This is a genomic window from Pelagicoccus enzymogenes, from assembly GCF_014803405.1.
GTDB classification, from domain to species: domain Bacteria; phylum Verrucomicrobiota; class Verrucomicrobiia; order Opitutales; family Opitutaceae; genus Pelagicoccus; species Pelagicoccus enzymogenes.
Genome location: NZ_JACYFG010000002.1, coordinates 21392 through 39478 on the forward strand (window position 1 = coordinate 21392; position 18087 = coordinate 39478).

An 18087-nucleotide genomic window follows, 5' to 3' on the forward strand; every position below is an offset into this window, starting at 1 on the left:
TACCCCAGACCTCGGAACCCTGTTCCGCGCTATATTGTAAACCAAGGCATTCGTTGGCCTCCTCCGCCTTTGCCCTTGGAATTGCCCTATGTTCAAAGCCTCCCCTTTCGCCCCCGCCTGCCTCGCCCTTTGCCTTGGCCTTTCGCACGTGGCGGGCAGCGAGAACGCCCGCGTGCTCGAGCACCTCAGCATCTACGAGAAACGGGACGCCTACTGCGCTTGGCCCGCCATCGCCCGGGCCGAAAACGGCGACCTCGTAGTGCTCTTCACCCGCACCGAGGAACACATGGCCCCCAACGGGGAAATCCTCCTCTCCCGCTCGACCGACAACGGCCAAACATGGCTGCCGCCCGCCATCGTCTACGACACTCCCATCGACGACCGCGAATCAGGCCTCACCCGCCTCGACGACGGGCGGCTGCTCACCCACCTGCGTTCGGTCCGCTTCGAGACTTCCACCTACCAAAATTTGCCCGACACCGCCTACCCGCCCGAGCTCATTGCCCGCTGGAGCGACTACGTGCAAAAGCCGGAATACCAAAACTCCACCGCTCTCAGCCGGGCCTGGCAAACCGTATCCACCGACCATGGCGTCACTTGGAGCGAGCCGACTCCGGGCGTGGACTCCATTCATGGCGGCATCCAGCTGCAAAACGGCAGCTTGCTCGTGGCGTCCTACCGCGACGACGGCGGAAACATCGGCGTGCACGCCACCCCGAACCCGGAAACGCCCTGGCAAAAGGTCGCCACCGTCAACTGCCCGCAACCGGAAACCATCCGCTTCGGGGAACCCCATATCCTGCAGCTCGCCAGCGGACGCGTCATCATGATGATCCGCGCCACCGCCAAGCCTTACGACGACGCTTCGCCCCGCTGCCACCTTTGGGCCAGCTACTCGGACGATAACGGCCAGAGCTGGACCCCCGCCTACCAAACGCCCCTCTGGGGCTACCCGCCGCACCTTTTGCAGCTTTCCGACGGACGCATCCTCTGTAGCTACGGCTACCGACGCCCACCCTTCGGACAACGGGCCTGCGTCAGCGACGACGGCATCACCTGGAAACTCGAAAACGAGTTCGTCCTCCGCGACGACGCCGCCAACAAGGATCTCGGCTATCCCGTATCCATAGAGCTCGACCCGGGCCGTATCCTCACCGTCTACTATCAACCGAACATTCCCGCCGGATCCAATCCGGCCACCCATCCCCCGCACCCCAACCGCAAAAAGCCCGGCATTCTCGGCACCGTGTGGGAACTCCCTTTGCGCACTAGATAAACCCGATGAAAACGCTTTCCCTTACGCTCTTCCTAACACTCGCCGGCACCGCCGCCTTCGCCGGAAACGGCGACCAAGCCGTTCGCGAACGCCTCATGGGCGCCGCCTTCCTCGACAACCAGTCCTATGCCCTGCTCGAGGAGATGACCAATCTCTACGGCGGCCGCCTCGCCGGTACCGAATCCAACGAGAAGTCCCTGCAACTCCTCGAAGACGCCCTCGCTGCAAACGGCATCGCCCACCACCGCGAATCCTTCACCTTTCCCGGTTGGGAGAGACGCGAAGACCACGCCGCCCTCGTCCACCCACTCCAGCGCACGCTCCGCTCCATCGCCATGGGCTACGTCGACCAGCACGCGCCCTTCACCGCTGAACTCGTCTACCTCGGACGCGGATCCGACGAAGAAATTCCCGCCAACGCGCACGGCAAAATCGGCCTGCTCGCCGCCAACGTGAAACTGACCCAAGACAGTATCCAAGCCTTCGCTACAGAAAACGGGATCAAGGGCCTTCTGCTCACCAACCGCAAAAACGGCGGCCAACTGCTTGCCCGCACCGCCAACTACAGCGGCGACGCCTCTCCTATTCCCATCTACTCGGTAACCGAAGAGGAAGGCCACTGGCTCAAACGTCTCATCGAAAGCGAGCAAAAACCGGAAGTCCGGCTTTCCACCCAATCCATCGTTAAAGAGATTACCTGCGACAACCTCGTCGCCACCTTGCCTGGAAAAACCTCGAAGAAGATCGTGATCGGGGCCCACTTCGACTCCTGGGACCTCGGCCAAGGCGCCTTGGACAACGGCCTCGGCATCGCCCAAGCCTACGACATCACGCGCCTCATCCACAAAATAAATCCAGAAAACCACTACACTATCGAGACCGTTTGGTTCAACGCAGAGGAATTCGGACTCTTCGGTTCCTACGCCTACATGGAGCGCCATCAAGACGCTGAGATCGTAGCCATGCTCAACATGGACATGGTGGGAAATCCTCTCGGCGCCAACGCCATGGGATTCGCTTCCCTCATCCCGCCGCTCAAGGAGTTCTCCCAAGGCATGGGCGGCCTCTCCCTGCCCAAGCCCGTAGTCAACGCGCCTTGGCTCGGCAGCGACCACATGCCCTTCATCAACCAAGGCATCCCCTCCATCACCTTGAACGCGCCTATCGACCCCGAGGCCGTCGCCTTCTACCACGACTTCGGCGACACCTTCGAAAAGGTAGACAAGGAAGTGCTTTCCAAATCCATCGGCATCCTCTCCCTTCTCACCTACCAGCTCGCGAACGATCCCGAACTCGACCGCCCTCGCCTGAGCCAAGAGGAAACCATCGAGCTGCTGAAAAACGCCCGCCTCGACCTCCGCATGAAACGAGCCGGCATCTGGCCCTTCCCCGAAGAGTAACTCAGACCCGTTTGTGGGAAGCGGCCTTGTGCCGCGATAAACCGCTCTCCGATCGCGACGCAAGGTCGCTTCCCACTAGAACATCACCCAACATCACTCGCCCGGCACCCACCAGACTTCGTTGCTCAACTGGTCGCTCAAGCTTTCGCCGCGAACGCCCTTGGTGTAAACGTAACTTGGATACGCCAGCATTTCGTTGAACCCGGTCGGCCGTTCCATGTTCGGCATCCAACTGGGCAAGTCAGCGTCAATCTCGCCAACCAGCATCCCTTCAAAACGCGCCCCTCCATCTCGCGCAAGAAAGCAGACCAGCTCCGAGGTCGGGTCGCCCCAATCCGGGGCCAAGGGCTGCACCCGCATGGCAACTGCCGTCACCACCGCTTGCCCGGACTTCCCGAACGACACCCCGCCGTGCATGAAAAGGGCCCAATCCCGCAGCTCCTCAGGCAGGTACTTGTTGAGCTGTCGGTGACGCCATTTCCCGTCACCGTAGGGGCTCGCCAAATACGATTCGCTGCTGTCTTCGGTACGCACGCCATAAGGAACCCAAGGCCTGCCATCCGGCCCGACTGCGATTGAGCCTGCATTGAGGATGCGCCCTTCGATGCCTCGCCCGCTGGCGATCACATCCATGGTGTCAGCGGTTGCCGGCAAAGGCACTTCGCCGCCGTCCGAGCGCGTCCAAGTCACGCCCCCGTCCTCGCTCTTCATGTAGCCAACCGTCGTCAACGGTTGCTCAATCTCATCCTCCGGCATCTCGTAAATCCGAGTGGCAAGGTGTATCGTTTCATGATCGCTGCCCCAGGCCAAGGAAGCGGCGAACTGGGAATAGATCCCATGTCGCGAACTCACCAAGGCCCGCTCCCGCTGCCACGTCTCGCCGGGATTTTTCCGCCACATCTCCAACTCCCAAGGACGCTCGTCATAGCTCCGCCGCGCCGTCAGGATCAGCGACCCGTCCTTGGCGCACAAGAGCGACGGATAGGTCAAGTTATGCCCGAACGGCTCGTATTCGCTCCACTGCGACGCGTCGTTGGGCCGCAAGGATTTCCGGTAGCGGACGGGGTGATGGTGCGCGTAGTAGATGACGTGCAAGTACCCCTCGCCATCAATCGTCAAGGCTGGCCCGCCGTGATTGTCCTGAGCCTCTCCAATCGTATATTTCTCCGACCAAGTCTCCGACGCATGATCCAAAGTACGGATACAAACCCGAAAGCCTTCCTCCGGAGAGTCCAACCACGCCACATGCGTCTTGCCCTGAAAGCTTACGATCTTGGGAGATTCCAGGTAGGCCGTCGCCCTTCCCGAACCTTGCTGGGAGAGCAGGACCGCGTTCCTCGCCGACATAGCTACCCCTAGGCAAACGAACAACCAAGCAAATAAAAACGCCCTCATAGACCGATCTCCTTTTTCACCTCCGCAAACGTCTTTACTGCAAATTCCAGATCTTCCCGCGAATGGGCCGCCGAAAGCTGAACGCGAATTCTCGCCTTTTCTTTTGGAACAACGGGATAAGTAAAGGCTACCACGTAAACGCCCCGCTCCCGCATCCGCTCGGCGAAACGGACCGCTAGCGCCGCATCCCCCAGCATGATTGGCACGATCGGGTGCGTCCCCGCTACGAGGTCAAATCCCGCCGCAGCCATGGCCTCGCGGAAGTAACGGGCGTTTTCCACGACGCGATCCCGCAGCTCCGTCGACCGGCTCAATCGCTCCAGCACTTCCATTGTCCCAGCAACAATCGCAGGCGCCAGCGTATTGCTAAACAAATACGGCCGCGAGCGCTGCCTCAGGATATCCACAATCTCACGACGCCCGGACACGAATCCTCCACTGGCCCCTCCCAAAGCCTTTCCGAAGGTGCTGGTCAGGATATCGACCCGATCGCCCACGCCGCAGTGTTCTGGCGTGCCTCGTCCCGTCTTGCCTACAAATCCGGTCGCATGCGAATCGTCGACCATCACCAAGGCCCCATACTTTTCGGCAAGCTCGCAAATCGCCGGCAAGTTCGCGATCGTGCCGTCCATGGAAAAGACCCCGTCCGTCGCAACCATGCGAAAACGCGCTCCTGCGGCCTCCTTCAAGCAACGCTCCAAGTCCTGCATGTCGTCGTGGCGGTAGCGGAAGCGTTGGGCTTTGCAAAGCCTGATCCCGTCGATGATGCTGGCGTGATTCAGCGCGTCGGAAATAATGGCGTCCTCGGGACCTAGCAGGGTTTCGAAAAGGCCGGCGTTCGCGTCAAAGCAGGATGAATACAGAATCGTATCCTCCGTAGACAGAAAGGCACTGAGCTTTTCCTCAAGCCGTTTGTGCAATCGTTGCGTCCCGCAAATGAAGCGAACCGACGCCAGTCCGTAGCCCCACTTCCGCAGGCCTTCGGTCGCGGCCTCCCGCACCGCCTCGTCTTGGGCGAGCCCGAGGTAGTTGTTGGCGCAAAAGTTGACCACTTCCCGTCCGCCGCTTACCTGCAAGCGAACCTTCTGCGGCGATTCGAGCACCGCTTCCTCCTTGTAGAGTCCGCTCTCCCGCAGCTCCGACAATTGGCTCTTCAAATAGTCTCTAAACTCTCCGTACATTGCTTTTTGGATACGCTCTTTCGCTTACTCCCAATCGAGAATGACCTTGCCCGATTGCCCCGACTCCATGGCCGCAAACGCTTGCTCGAACTCCGTGTAGTGGAAGCGATGCGTGATCACCGGCTTCAAGTCCAAGCCGCTCTGCAACATCACCGACATCTTGTACCAAGTCTCGAATATCTCGCGACCGTAGATGCCCTTGATCGTCAACATATTGAATACCACGTGATTCCAGTCGATGCCCATCGCTCCGCTGGGAATCCCCAACATGGCCACCTTACCGCCGTGGCACATGTTGTTGATCATGTCCTGAAAGGCCTTCGGGTTGCCCGACATCTCCAGCCCCACGTCGAAGCCCTCGTGCATCCCGAGCTCCTCCTGAGTGGAAGCGACGTCGCGTTCCTTCACGTTGATCGCCAGGGTCGCGCCCATCTTACGAGCGAGCTCCAGCCTGTATTCATTCAAGTCCGACACCACGATGTAGCGAGCCCCCGCGTGCCGCGCCACCGCAGTGGCCATAATGCCGATCGGTCCCGCCCCCGTGATCAAAACATCCTCCCCTAAAAGGGGAAACGACAGGGCCGTATGCACCGCGTTTCCAAAGGGATCGAAAATCGAGGCGATATCCAGATCGACGCCTTCGTGGTGCAGCCAGACGTTGCTCATCGGCAGTACGATGTACTCGGCAAACGCTCCCGGTCGGTTGACGCCGATCCCTTTCACGTGGGCGCAAAGGTGACGCCGACCCGCCATGCAATTGCGGCATAGTCCGCACACCACGTGCCCTTCCCCGCTAACGAGGTCGCCTTTCTTAAAATCTAGGACGTTTCCTCCCACCTCTACGACCTCGCCCACGAACTCGTGGCCGACCACCATGGGTACCGGTATCGTCTGCTGCGCCCATTCGTCCCAAACGTAGATATGCAGGTCCGTGCCGCACACGCCCGTGCGTATCACGCGGATCAATACGTCGTTGATGCCAAACTCAGGCTTGGCAACGTCCTCCAGCCACAACCCACGGCGCGCGTAGCGTTTGACCAGCCCTTTCATTTGATTCGATTGCCTGACTACTTTGCGATCCGCTGGACGGCTTCACCCTCAGTCGGATCCTCGCAATAGGTGGCGAGAAACGCGTCATAATTCGCGACATCCGCCGCGCTGGGCTGCACCGCCCAAGGAGCGCCTACTTCCTTGAACGTTTTCCGCTCCCTAAAGGAACGGATAGCAAAGTACTCCAAGTCTGCCACCGTATCAAATACGTCCCCGCTTTCGTCGCGAATCGCCCTCCGGTAGGCTCGCGGAATGTCCTGGATCTCCGTCGTGTCATGCACCGTATTCACCCACTTGACAGTGCCCCTTCCAAGGTCGCTGGTGCAGATGCGAGCGGGTTTGCCCTCCATGCGATCCAAGATGTTGTCGAACATGTGATCCCGGACCGCGATCTGGCCGAGCTTCGGGTGACGCGTGCGTTCCCCGGCGATTTCCACCTCGTAGTCGCCAATGAAGCGCCAAACAATTTCGCCCCGATCGCCCACGATGCGGATCTCCGGGTCAAAGCGCTGATGGGCGCTGTGGCTGAGCACCACCGCAGCCTCGATCCCTGAGTCCATGGTGGCGACGCTACGCACCGTGTCGTAGCTTTCGATGGGCTTGGCCCGATAGGTCTCCGCCTGCATTTTCACGATGTTCGCCTCCTTGCCGAGCTCGTCGCCCGACCAGAAGAGAATCAAGTTGATCAAGTGGCAGAGGGCGTTGTGCAAGGGGGAGTCCAAGATCCAGCTCTCGCCGTCGTGCAGGCGCCCGCTCCACTTGTTGCGCGAGTAGTAAGCGCCGCCCCGCCCCCAAAGAGCGAGGCAATCGATGCGCCGCACCGTGCCGATCTCGCCGGCCAAAAGGCGTTTCTTGATATCCCACGTTTCCTTTTGATAGGCGTACTGGAAACCGACGCTGATGCTGATCCCTGAACGTCGCTCCGCTTCCTGGATCTCCGCTACATCTTGCAAGGTGGGGGCCAAAGGCTTCTCTACCGTTACCTGGTAACCTCGAGCAAGACTCTCGACAACCATCCGAGTATGCCAGCCAATGCCAGTCGGGATGCAAACCCAGTCAATCAGCCCCTTGCCCTCCTCGAGCATTTCGAGATAATCCCCGAAAACCGGGACCGAACGTTCCTCGAAAAACTTGATTTGTTCGGCCGTCTCTTCGGGATTGATAATAGTGACCGCCCCCCAAGCGACGCGTCCAAGATCGACCAGTCGGGTCAGGGCTTCAAAATAGGCTGAACCGTAGCCGGTTACACCGACGAGGCCCACGCGGACGGGTCCGCGCGGCGGTTCTGAAAAGGGAGAGGTGCTAGTGTTGATCATCCGCAGGAAAAAAGAGTCGAATCGACTCCGATAGTACGAGAAGCGCAGTCCTGCGAAAGACGCAGAACTGCCGATAATCAACAAGCTAGCCCATCACGTTCCGCCGGTCATGGAAAAGTTGTTTTTCCAGTAAAGCGGATTTCCGCGGACCACCGCCTTTTTGCAGCCTAAGCCGGGCAAAAGTCCTGCGTGTGCAAGGCCTCGCCACGCTCTAGAACGGCGGACGAATAAGGCTCCAGCTGGCTGGCTCGCACCGAATCCTCCAGCTCCGCCAAGGACTTCGCCCCCGACAAGGCTAGAGAGACGCCGGGCTGGTCCAATACCCAGCGATAGGTCGCCTCCGGCAAGGTCTTGACCGCTCCGCCCAACAAAAGCCCCTTCAAGGACTCAGCATAGTCCACTCGCTCCCCAATCTCCTCGCGGGAGTAGCGGGCGTTGAGGCTCCCTTGCGGAAACACGGTGTCGCGACGGATCGCCCCGCTCAGAAATCCGTTCGCCATGCACTCGCGGGCTACCACGCCACAATCGAGGTGACGGGCAATGTCGATCAAGGGACGCGTCTCCCGATTGAAGGGGCTCAGCACGACCTGGATCGCGTCAATCTTGCGATCTCGCATCCAATCCGCCGACATGTCCCGCGTGTCTTCGTACATGGAAACCGAATGCCCAAGCGAACGCACTTTGCCCTCCGCTTGCAGCTTGTCCAACTCCGCCCAAACGTCGTCTTCGATTTCCTCGGGACCGAAAGGCGAATGGAAAAAAAGCAGATCGATGTAGCTGCGGCCCAAGCGACGCAGGCTCGCCTCGCACGACTGGCGAGCCTCCTTCGCCGTAAAACGCCCAGGCATCACATCCGTCGCGGTTCGTCCAAACTTGGTTGAGATGATAACCTCGTCCTTGCGAGCTCCCAGGCCCGCACCCAAAACCGTTTCCGCGATCCCGTCCTCCGTTTTCGAACCGTACAGCGGAGCCGTATCGAAAAAATTAATACCCTTGTCGATCGAACCTTGAATGAGGGTCTCCGAAGCGGAGCGCTCCACGTCACCGTAGACCGAGCTCCCGAGCGCCCATGTTCCCAAACCGATCTCACTCACCTGCAGGCCTGTACGCCCAAGCTTACGCGTCTTCATTTTTCTGCTATCCTTGCTTGGCCCAAGCCCGAATCTGCGGCAGGGCATTTTTCAATAAAACTTCGAGCTGCTTCGCTCCTTGCGCCTCGCTGGCTTTGCGCGGGTCCACTCCCGTGATCCCGTCTTCGTCAAGCGAAAGCTCGCGATCCGGCAAGCGCGACACATCCACGCTGCCCTTCTGGAAATGCATTTGGTAGGAGGTCTCGTAGGCCCCCGCATGGTCAGCCGTGAAATCTCCGCCCTCCAGAAAATGGTTGTCCGCGCAAACCTGGAACACCGTGCCCTCGCACTTCGCCTGGGCCCGCGTGGCCCCCGCCTGCAAGGCATCGATCTGCTCCGGCGGATAGTGCCCGGTAAAAAGGATCACCAGGCGAAAGCCTTCGTCGGCGAGCTGACTGCAAACCTCCTCGGCCAAGCTCGTGATCAGGCCTTGGGATATATCGATCGAGTGGGGAAAGCCTTTGTATGGCTTAATCGTGTTGGCAGCGAGCGGTATCGCCGGAAGCACTACACCGCCCGTTCTTTGCGCGAGAGCGACACAAATGCCCTCCGCCTTGGTAGAGTCGAGGCCGATCGGGGCATGGGCGCTGTGCCACTCCAAAGCTCCCCACGGCACGTAAGCGATCGGGCTCGCTGCCAGAACGCCTTCTATTTCCCGTGGCTTCATGTCGCTGTAGCGACCCCACGCGACAGCTGTCGAAGATAAGATTTCGTTGGACGAGATACTCATAAAAAATCGAATTCTTCAGCGTCACACATTCCTCGTTGTGGGAGTGCGCTTGTCACGCGATAAACAACAACCTCAAGGCAAAGTCGCCCTCGCGCGACAAGCACGCCCCACCCTGTTCGAAATCTGACAGTTTTGTTCTCTAATTGCTGACGACTTAAGACTCCGCTTTGGCCAAAGCCAACAGATCACTCCCCGTTATTCTCTCTTGCGGACTTAAGCTGTGCGGCGTCTTGCCACCGAACGCTGCGGCTAGCTTTTCGAAGCGTATCCGCGTGGCCTCTACAAATTCCGGCACCGGTCGCGTTTCCCCAAAGAGTTTCATAATCTCTGGCAGCCAGCGATGCCCATAGCGAACGTGCCCCTGCTCGTCATTACGGTCGAACGCCAACAAGGTGTCCGCTTCGAAGTCGTTCAGCTCCCGCACCCGATCCATGATCTTCGCCTTCGTCGGGAAGCTACCCGCCTCGAATTCCATGGTCATCATCGCGTAGCGCTCGGCTGGCGACATCTGCACGAGGATGTTGTACAAGTCCAGAGAGTGCTCCAGCTTGGAGAGGTCCACCCCGAGCTTCGGCAGCTGGCGAAAGCCGAACTGGCTGTGCCGCGATTCGTCCCATAGATGCCTAGCCAAGTCGAAATGCAAGTCGAAGGGGGCATCCCGCGTGTCGTAGAATACCGTGGCCAAATAGTCCACCGCATCGAGCTCCATCATAAGCCAAACGTAGATCATGAGGCGGACCACCCGGGCATCCGTCTTGGGATCTTCCAACCAGTCACGCACGATCGGATCCTGTTCGGGATCATGGCCAAAGACGCTGGAGCACACTGGATACTTGCCGCGATTGCAGGTTGCCGGGTGCTGGTACGGCTTTTTGGATACGCTCCAGACAAAACCTTCCGGCAACGGCTCTCGCGTCCCGCTAAGCAACCAACCGCCGATCGCTCGCAGGCAGGCCGCCAGCCGCTCTTCCCACTCCCCGCAGTCTACCCCTTCCAAAAAGGGCTCGATCTCTTGCCCATGCCGCTTCTCGTCGGCGATGAACTCCTCTACCAGCTTGCTGGACGGCCAGTCGGCCAAGTGGTTCGTTTCCTCCAAATACCGCTCGTAAGCGGCCAAGAGCGCTGGCTTGAGCACCTTGTAGAAACCAGCTAAGGCCTGCATCGCGTCGCTTGGACTGATCGCTTCCTCGAAAATCTGGCGTATTTCCGCCCGCACCGCTTCGCCTTTTCCGAAGCCGCTTAGTTCCCGGCCTCGTTCGCGTATGAAGCGGGCATGCCCTGCTGCCTCCCAGACGTGCTGGCAAAGCAAATACTTCAATTCGATATCGCCGACCCGATACACCAAAGTCGTCGCCGTGGACACAAACTCGCGCTCCACCTCGAAAAGGGCCCGCAAGTAGCCAGCCATGTCCTTAACTGCAGCCATGCGGCCGCCCAACGGGCGAGAGCCCGATACCTTTGCGTTGGAAGAAACCATATCAATTTTGGGGGTGTAGTTATCTAGCAAATACGGCCGCGTTTCCCTGCCTTCGAGTGGCCTGGGGGACTTACGCCCACCCAACGTTCGTCGATCGGCTCGCTCGCCCGCTGGTAGCGACTGTCGCTGGAGATACGCAGGGTATTTTCGGTCATGTTGTCCACCGAGGCGTGTACCAAGAACATGCCAAAGGTCAGAAAGTCGCCAGCCTCGAACTCCGTGGTCAGCCACCGGCCGCCAAAGGAATTGCGCACCGCTGGCGGATTGTGCGAAAGCGTTCCCGTGAAGGTCCAGCCTCCGTTCTCCGCCCGCTTCTTCTGCTCGGGCTTGTTCTCGCAGTAGCTGTCCACATCCCGGTAAACGTAGCGCTCCAGCAAGTCCATTCGCTTGTGCGAACCTTCCAAGATCATCAAGCCGCCCAACTCGTATGAAATATCTCCATACGGCAGCCAACAGGTCAAATGCTGGTGCGTGCCGCGACCCATGTACGGCAAGTCGCAATGCGGATTCGTCCCCTTGCCCGGACGCATGGCTCGCAGCCACGTAAAGTCGTAGTGCTTGATCTCCTCCCCGTACAGCTGGCGGTAGAAATCCGTCAGCTTTCCTGAATACAAGAGTTCTTGCACGCTGGCGCTGTCGCGGGCCGCGTCTGGCATGAAACATAGCCCCTCTCCCTTCTTGCAGCGGGCTTCGAATTCGGGATAGGCCGGATCAAGGATATCGTCCGCCGCCAGCTGCGCCGTTATGGTAGAGCGGGCCGCTAGTACCTTGTCGCGATCGAGGTAGCCGCGCATGTAGAGGTAACCGTCCTCCTCGAGGCGACGTCGAAGCTCTAAAAAGTCCTCGGCGGCATCCGAAGAATCTCTCAACAAGCCAACCTTGTCCTCGTCCATCTCAAGTTTATGGCCGTAAGAAGTCAGCTGGGGAATGGGGTAAGTGGTTTTCATAGGCACTAGTAAGCTCGTTAATAGCAAACCCCTAGCATACGCGAAAAACCTGCCTGAGAAAATGGTTGTAATGGGATTTAACATGTAGATTTTGGGAAGCATGCCCCAATCCACAAGCGTCCGCTACGGATCCTGGCTAAAAGCCCCTGTACGCAGCCAACTGGGGACCATCTCCCTGGTAGGGAGCATCAAGGACACCCGTGGTATCAATCCGCAATCCATGCGTATTTTGGGTAGCTACGCCCTCATTCTCATCCGCTCCGGGAAAGGACGCTATCAAGACGCGAATGGCCGGGATCTGAGCTTCAAGGCAGGCGACGCGATTCTGGTTTTTCCGGATCTTCCCCATGCCTACGGCCCCAACGCCTCCCGCAAGTGGGAACAAATCTATACCGTTTTCAACGGTCCGCAATTCGAGCTGCTGCAGGGCGCTGGCATCCTCAACCCGGCAAACCCGATCTGGAGTCTCGGGGCCGTCGATCACTGGCAGCACCGCCTGGAGGAAATCTTCCAAGTCAGTCCGCCCCAAGGAGAACTCAGCTCTGCCCGCACTCTCGGCCGCTTCAGCGCCTTACTCAGCGACATGGCAGCCACGCAGGCGGAAACGAAGCTATCGCCCGGCGACGCCTGGCTAGGCGAGAGCATGCATCTCCTTGCCGAGCCGAGCAGCCAAGGCTGGCTCACCCCCCAAGAAGCTGCCCAGCGCGTCGGCCTCAGCTACGAGAACTTTCGCAAGCTCTTCGCCAAGCGCGTGGGCGAGTCCCCGGGAGCCTTCCAGAAACGGCGCCGCATCGAGCACGCCTGCGCCATGATCTACCAAAGCTCCCGCTCGCTCAAGGACCTCGCCGACGAGCACGGCTTCTGCGACGTCTTCCACTTCTCCAAGGTCTTCTCCCAAGTCATGGGCGAATCCCCCTCCGCATACCGCAAACGCGTAAACGGCAGCTAGTGCTGCTGTAAGCTAAGTTCCTTACCTTTATTTAATTTTGTAGGAAGCGACCTTGCGTCGCGATTGGAGGCCGCTCGATCGCGACGCAAGGTCGCTTCCCCCAGAAGAATCCAGATTGGAAATATGAAAGGACTGTTTTGACCTGTTCCCGTGAAGCTCCGCTTCCAGCTCCATTCCTTAGTAGGCGTACTTCAACTAGCTAGCCGGATTTCCGGTGAAGGTGTCGTACTGATAAGTCCAAACAGTCGTCAGTCAACTTACCGTCCAAGCCATAGGCCCCGCTGCCGTCCTTCAACAGCGCGTCTGATTTACCGAAAAGCGGCCTGCCCGCTGGCTCCTTTTTCGCCTTCTCCCTTACTTTAGAGAAGTAGCATTCAGACCCTTTTCCCGCTTAAAACATATGGAATTTTCAATCCTTTCCGACGAGATTTCGCTCGATATCGAAGAAGCCCTCGAACACGGAGCCGCCCTGGGCTTTCGCAAGTACGAAATTCGCTGCATCGACGACTACGAACACCGCCTTCCTTACTTCAAAGAGGGCCGCGAGAAATACCTGCAAGCCCAAGTGGACTCCGGCGCCATCGAGGTCTCGGCCGTCACTCCGGGGGTCTTCAAAATCGATCTCAGCGACCCGGAACGCGTGCGTAAAGAGCTGGACGAAACCTTGCCACTTAGCTGCGAAATGGCGGTCCGGCTAAAAGCCCCCACCGTAATCGTCTTCGGCTTCATGCGGGGACCGGGCTCCGAACGATCCGAGGTAATCTCTCTGCTGAAGGAAGCCGGAAAAATCGCCCGGCGACACAAGCTCAAGCTGGCAGTGGAAAACGAGCCGGGATCCTTCTGCGACACCGGGGCCGCCACCGCCGCCATCGTAAAGGAGATCGGCATGGACCACGTCGGCATCAACTGGGACCCGGGCAATGCCCTCACCGCCGGCGAAGTGCCTTTCCCCATCGGCTACGAGCACGTGCGCCCCTATTTGCAAAACATGCACATCAAAGACACCATCCCCATCCCTCCGGACAAGTGGGAAAACCGTCTCGTAGGCGACGGCGGCGTCAATTGGATCGGTCAACTGCAAGCTGTCATCAAGGACCGGGCCCTCTCCTTTCTCACCGTGGAAACCCACGTCTTTCCCGTGCTGGAATCCACCCGCGAAGAAATGCGCCGCCTGAAAATCTACCTCGAAACCATCAAGCAACTGGAACAAGCTTAGGGCCTTTTCTTTAGATGAACGCAAACGTTCAGCAGTTGACTCACTTTGGTAGGGCGGACTGGCCCAGTCCGCCGCTCCGCTGGATAGATCAACCGAACACTCGCTAAGCCCCGATTTCGCTGAAATGCCCCAGCCACTCCCTAACCCCGCGGGCGCCGTCCTCTGCCTGCTCGCCCTCGCAACCTTTAGCCACGCGAAGCCCAGCAACACTTGGATCCGCGCCACCGCGGAAGCGGGCCTTGACGGCATTCAATCTTCGCGACTCAAGTTCGTCGACCTCAACGACGATCGTCGCCCCGATGCCGTCATCTTGCCAAGCAGCCCAACCGCCACCCCTCGCGTCTTCATAAACGCACCCAAGGATCCCTCCCTCGGTTTCAAGTATATCGAAAAATCGGATACATTCCTTCCTTCCCTCAACAAAGCCGATATCCTTGCCTTCGCCGACCTCAACAACGACGGCAAGCAGGACGCAATAATCGGCCGCAACCTCGATATCTACCAGGAAAACTTCGTCCCCCCCGCCACAGGGCCTGCCTACAGCTCCTGGCTCCCGGGAAAGGGCGACGGATCCTTCGGCCCAGCCCAGCGGATTAGCAACGCCACCATCGCCACAACCTGCGCCATAGCGGTCGGCGACGTCAACGAGGACGGCTTGCCGGACCTCTTCATCGGCAACTGGTACGAGCGCTACTTCTCCGGCTACGAAGCCTACGCCAACGACCTACTGCTGCAGTATCCATCCACCCAAGACAAGCTCGCCTTCGCGCGCTGGCCTTTGCCCAACGAAACCGTCCCCACCGATTTCACCACCGATCTCGGAGGACGCCCCACCTACGGCACCGCCTTCGTGCGGCTCGACAATGGCCTGCCCTCGCTCGTGGAGCTGAACTACGGTCGGCGTTGGAACCGTCTATACAAAATGGATACACGCAGCCCGCTCCGATTACTCAAGAACTACCCGGCAACCCCCTTCGTCAACAAGGACCCCGCCGCCACCGCCGCGCACCTCGTTCGCCACTTGAAAGGCCGAGACATCGCCGCGGAAGCCGGAGTGGACGGTGACGCCATCCGGCACGGCCGCCACCAGAAATGGCCCGAGGAGCTCGCCCGCGACAAGCCTCGCTCCCTCCGCCCCGACGAGCCTCCTTTCCGAGCCAACGGAAACACCTTCGACATCGCCGTGGGCGATATCGACAACGACGGCGACTTCGACCTCTTCTTCAGCACCATCTATCACGCCTGGGCCGGAACCTCTTCCGACCTTTCCCGCTTTCTCGTCAACCAGCTGCAAGAGACCGGCAAACTTCGCTTCCAGGAATCGAAACACCTCTCCGTCGATCGCCTGCCTCGCCCGCCGGCTGCTGGCGAAAAGTGGCAATACCATCACGTTCGCCAAAACCAGGGCGACATCTTCGCCGAGCTCGCCGACCTCAACCAAGACGGGCGCCTCGACCTCATTCTCTGCTCCTCCGACTACGCCGACGAACCTCCTTACGAAGAGCGCCTGCGCCTCTTCATCCAACAAGACGACGGCAGCTTCGCCGACCAAACCGCAAGCTACGGCATCGACCACATCGGGGCCGGCATGCCCTCGCTCGCCGACGTCGACCTCGACGGCGACCTCGACCTCCTCGTCGGCCAAAGCTTCAACCGGCTGCCCACTGGCAAGCGTCAAGCCGCTTCCGTCGCAAGCGGAGCCTTGCCCGCAAACCACACCCCCGACGCGTCACCAGAACTGCGTGCCAGCCTTTTCCTCAACCCCGCGAGCGAAAGCAGCCAGTCCATCCTTGTCAGCCTCGAAGGCGACCCCGGGCAAAGCATTGCCCGCGACGCCTTCGGCGCCATCGTGCGCCTGACCGCTGATCTCGACAACGACCCAAGCACACCGGAAGTAACCCAAATCCGCCAGCTCATGGGTCCTGCCGGACACGCGGGCAAGCAACATCAGTTCATCCTCCACTTCGGTCTCGGCCAAGCAAGCCACGCCAGCTCTATCGAAATCGTCTGGCCCAATCCGGAGCGGAAAATCACCACCGCCGAAAATCTCCCCGCTGGCTACCACCACTTCTCAGCCTTATGAAAAAACGTATCCTCGCCACCGCCTGCCTTACCCTTACCTGCATCAGCTTCGCATCCTGCGCCGACACCCCTGAAAAACGGCTCCAGGAGCTCGACATCACCCTCGCCCAGTCGAACGCGCCCGTGGCCAACTACGTCAGCGCCGTGCGCTCGGGTAACTTGATTTTCCTCGCAGGACACTTGCCCAAGCGAAGCGACGGCTCGCTGGTCACCGGCAAACTCGGCCGGGACCTCGCCACCCAAGAGGGTTACGAGGCAGCCCGACTCACCGCCATCGCCCTCGTCAGCACCCTCAAGTCCGAACTCGGCGATCTCAGCAAAGTCAAACGCATCGTCAAAGTATCTGGCATGGTCAACGCCACCCCCGACTACACCGAACACTCCAAGGTCATCAACGGCTGCTCCGATCTGCTCGTCGACGTATTCGGAGAACAAGGACGGCACGCCCGCGTCGCCTGCGGCTACGTCTCCCTCCCCCTCGACGCAGCCGTCGAAATCGACCTCATCATAGAAGTCGAGTAGCGTATTTGTAGGAGCGACCTCGCGTCGCGATCCATGCGGTCCGATCGCCACACCCGCCCGCATCCCGCCCAACCATCACTAAAAGCTGGCAACTGTCGCCCGCACCGCCTCGACGTAACGTCGCGCGTCCTCCTCCTGATGATACACATGCCAGGAGGCGCGCACACCGTTGAGATCCTGCTCGGTCACTACGCGAGTGCGAAACTGATGCTCCTTGGAGAGGCGAGCGCTTAGGTCCATGCAGCTGACGCCTGGAACGCGAAACGTTAGGATGGAACTTCGCATGGCGGGATCGAGCGGACTCAGGATCTCCAAGCCGTCAATCTCCTGCAGCCCTTGCAAAACGAGTTGCGAAAGTCCCGCTCCGTGCCGCGCGATACGCTCCTTGCCGATCTGGGTTTGCAGCTCCAAGGCAGTCTGCAAGCCGAGGATGCTCGCGGCATTGCGGGTGCCGTATTCGTGGCGGCGAGCCGCATCGACATACTCGAGCGACGTCGGCAATTCATATCCGTCGTCTGAATACGCTCCCAGGTGACTGCAATCGACTTCGTCGTTCCGCTCGGCAGCGATGTAGACGATCCCCGTTTCGATCGGCCCATTGAGCCATTTGTGTCCGCTGGTCGCGTAAGAGTCGCAAGAGAGTTCCCTGAGATTGAAAGGGAACATGCCTGCGCTTTGCGCTCCATCGACGTGCAGCCAGATCCCGCGGCGCTTCGCTTCAGCTGCAATTGCCGGGATATCGAAAATCAGGCCGGTCGTCGCGGTCACATGGCTCACCTGAATGACTCGCGTCCGCTTCGTCACTTGAGCGAACAGCCGGTCCAAGTTCTCTTCTGGGCTCACAGAGCTAGGCTCGAAAACCTTCACCTTTACCCCATCGAGCTTCTGGCGGTTCATCCAAGCGAAAGAGCCGCCCGGGTGGGCGTGAGACTCGAACACCACCTCGTCCCCCTTGCGCAAGGACAGGCCGCTCGAGAGGATGGAATTCCCTTCCGACGCGTTGCGCACGAAGGCGATTTCGCTGGGCTGAACCCCGAAAAACGCCGCTGCCGTCTCTCTCGCTTCGCCGAAATACTTGTGGAAATGCTCGCCGATGCGGGCCTGCATTTGGTTCTGCTGAGCCATCGCGTCCAAAACCGGCTGCGAAGCGGGTCCAAGGCCACCGGTGTTCAGGTAGCATACCTCCTTCCGCAAGGGAAAGAGCGAGCGCACCTCGTTCCAGTTGGATGCCTTCCAAGCGCCTTCCTGCGCCCCGGAGGCGGCGGCTTGCGTCTTCCCAAGTAGCTTGCCGCCAAGCATCGCGCCCGCACCGCTGGCCGCAATCGTTCTAAGAAAGCCTTTCCGATCCATAAATCCCATGCCGGCAAGTTGAGAGAAGCCTAGAGGGAATTGAAAGAAACTTCCGGTTTACGGTAA

At 59.5% G+C, this 18087-nt stretch carries 15 protein-coding genes; 6 read left to right on the forward strand and 9 right to left on the reverse strand.

What is annotated here, in order from left to right:
* The first annotated feature begins 88 nt into the window (after positions 1 to 88).
* Complete coding sequence (locus IEN85_RS00085) at positions 89 to 1276, forward strand: sialidase family protein (protein WP_191615022.1); 1188 nt, start codon at positions 89 to 91, stop codon at positions 1274 to 1276.
* A 5-nt stretch (positions 1277 to 1281) separates the two neighbouring features.
* Positions 1282 to 2676 carry a M28 family peptidase gene (locus IEN85_RS00090; RefSeq protein WP_191615023.1) on the forward strand — a complete coding sequence of 465 codons (1395 nt, stop codon included), beginning with the start codon at positions 1282 to 1284 and terminating at the stop codon, positions 2674 to 2676.
* A gap of 93 nt (positions 2677 to 2769) precedes the next feature.
* On the opposite strand, the gene IEN85_RS00095 is transcribed toward IEN85_RS00090, so the two are convergent.
* The 8 genes from IEN85_RS00095 to IEN85_RS00130 all read right to left on the reverse strand — a co-directional run bounded on the left by IEN85_RS00095 (position 2770) and on the right by IEN85_RS00130 (position 11902).
* Complete coding sequence (locus IEN85_RS00095) at positions 2770 to 4023, reverse strand: BNR-4 repeat-containing protein (protein WP_191615024.1); 1254 nt, start codon at positions 4021 to 4023, stop codon at positions 2770 to 2772.
* A 44-nt stretch (positions 4024 to 4067) separates the two neighbouring features.
* Positions 4068 to 5252, reverse strand: coding sequence for a glycine C-acetyltransferase (locus IEN85_RS00100; protein ID WP_191615025.1), 1185 nt, complete (start codon positions 5250 to 5252; stop codon positions 4068 to 4070).
* Between the two features lie 24 nt (positions 5253 to 5276).
* Positions 5277 to 6302, reverse strand: a complete 1026-nt coding sequence (tdh, locus tag IEN85_RS00105) for an L-threonine 3-dehydrogenase (protein WP_191615026.1) — start codon at positions 6300 to 6302, stop codon at positions 5277 to 5279.
* Between the two features lie 17 nt (positions 6303 to 6319).
* A complete protein-coding gene (locus tag IEN85_RS00110) occupies positions 6320 to 7618 on the reverse strand; it encodes a Gfo/Idh/MocA family protein (RefSeq protein WP_191615027.1) in 1299 nt (432 codons plus the stop codon).
* A 167-nt stretch (positions 7619 to 7785) separates the two neighbouring features.
* Positions 7786 to 8748, reverse strand: a complete 963-nt coding sequence (locus IEN85_RS00115) for an aldo/keto reductase (protein ID WP_191615028.1) — start codon at positions 8746 to 8748, stop codon at positions 7786 to 7788.
* A 7-nt stretch (positions 8749 to 8755) separates the two neighbouring features.
* Entirely contained in the window at positions 8756 to 9478 is a 723-nt protein-coding gene (locus IEN85_RS00120) for a creatininase family protein (protein ID WP_224772371.1), read from the reverse strand.
* 154 nt (positions 9479 to 9632) lie between these two features.
* A complete protein-coding gene (locus IEN85_RS00125; protein ID WP_191615030.1) occupies positions 9633 to 10955 on the reverse strand; it encodes a DUF455 family protein in 1323 nt (440 codons plus the stop codon).
* Positions 10956 to 10978: 23 nt separating this feature from the next.
* Positions 10979 to 11902, reverse strand: a complete 924-nt coding sequence (locus tag IEN85_RS00130) for a phytanoyl-CoA dioxygenase family protein (RefSeq protein ID WP_191615031.1) — start codon at positions 11900 to 11902, stop codon at positions 10979 to 10981.
* A 100-nt stretch (positions 11903 to 12002) separates the two neighbouring features.
* On the opposite strand from IEN85_RS00130, the gene IEN85_RS00135 reads away from it, so the two are divergent.
* The 4 genes from IEN85_RS00135 to IEN85_RS00150 all read left to right on the forward strand — a co-directional run bounded on the left by IEN85_RS00135 (position 12003) and on the right by IEN85_RS00150 (position 16671).
* Positions 12003 to 12851: a helix-turn-helix domain-containing protein gene (locus IEN85_RS00135; RefSeq protein ID WP_191615032.1), complete on the forward strand. Its 849-nt coding sequence runs from the start codon at positions 12003 to 12005 to the stop codon at positions 12849 to 12851.
* A 400-nt stretch (positions 12852 to 13251) separates the two neighbouring features.
* On the forward strand, positions 13252 to 14067 hold the full coding sequence (locus IEN85_RS00140; RefSeq protein ID WP_191615033.1) for a sugar phosphate isomerase/epimerase family protein: 816 nt from the start codon (positions 13252 to 13254) through the stop codon (positions 14065 to 14067).
* A 124-nt stretch (positions 14068 to 14191) separates the two neighbouring features.
* Positions 14192 to 16150 carry a CRTAC1 family protein gene (locus IEN85_RS00145; RefSeq protein WP_191615034.1) on the forward strand — a complete coding sequence of 653 codons (1959 nt, stop codon included), beginning with the start codon at positions 14192 to 14194 and terminating at the stop codon, positions 16148 to 16150.
* Complete coding sequence (locus IEN85_RS00150; RefSeq protein WP_191615035.1) at positions 16147 to 16671, forward strand: RidA family protein; 525 nt, start codon at positions 16147 to 16149, stop codon at positions 16669 to 16671. Before IEN85_RS00145 ends, IEN85_RS00150 begins: the two co-directional genes overlap by 4 nt.
* A gap of 78 nt (positions 16672 to 16749) precedes the next feature.
* Here the strand turns inward: IEN85_RS00150 and IEN85_RS00155 are convergent, their stop codons facing one another.
* Positions 16750 to 18030, reverse strand: coding sequence for an aminotransferase class V-fold PLP-dependent enzyme (locus tag IEN85_RS00155; RefSeq protein WP_191615036.1), 1281 nt, complete (start codon positions 18028 to 18030; stop codon positions 16750 to 16752).
* Between the last annotated feature and the right edge of the window lie 57 nt (positions 18031 to 18087).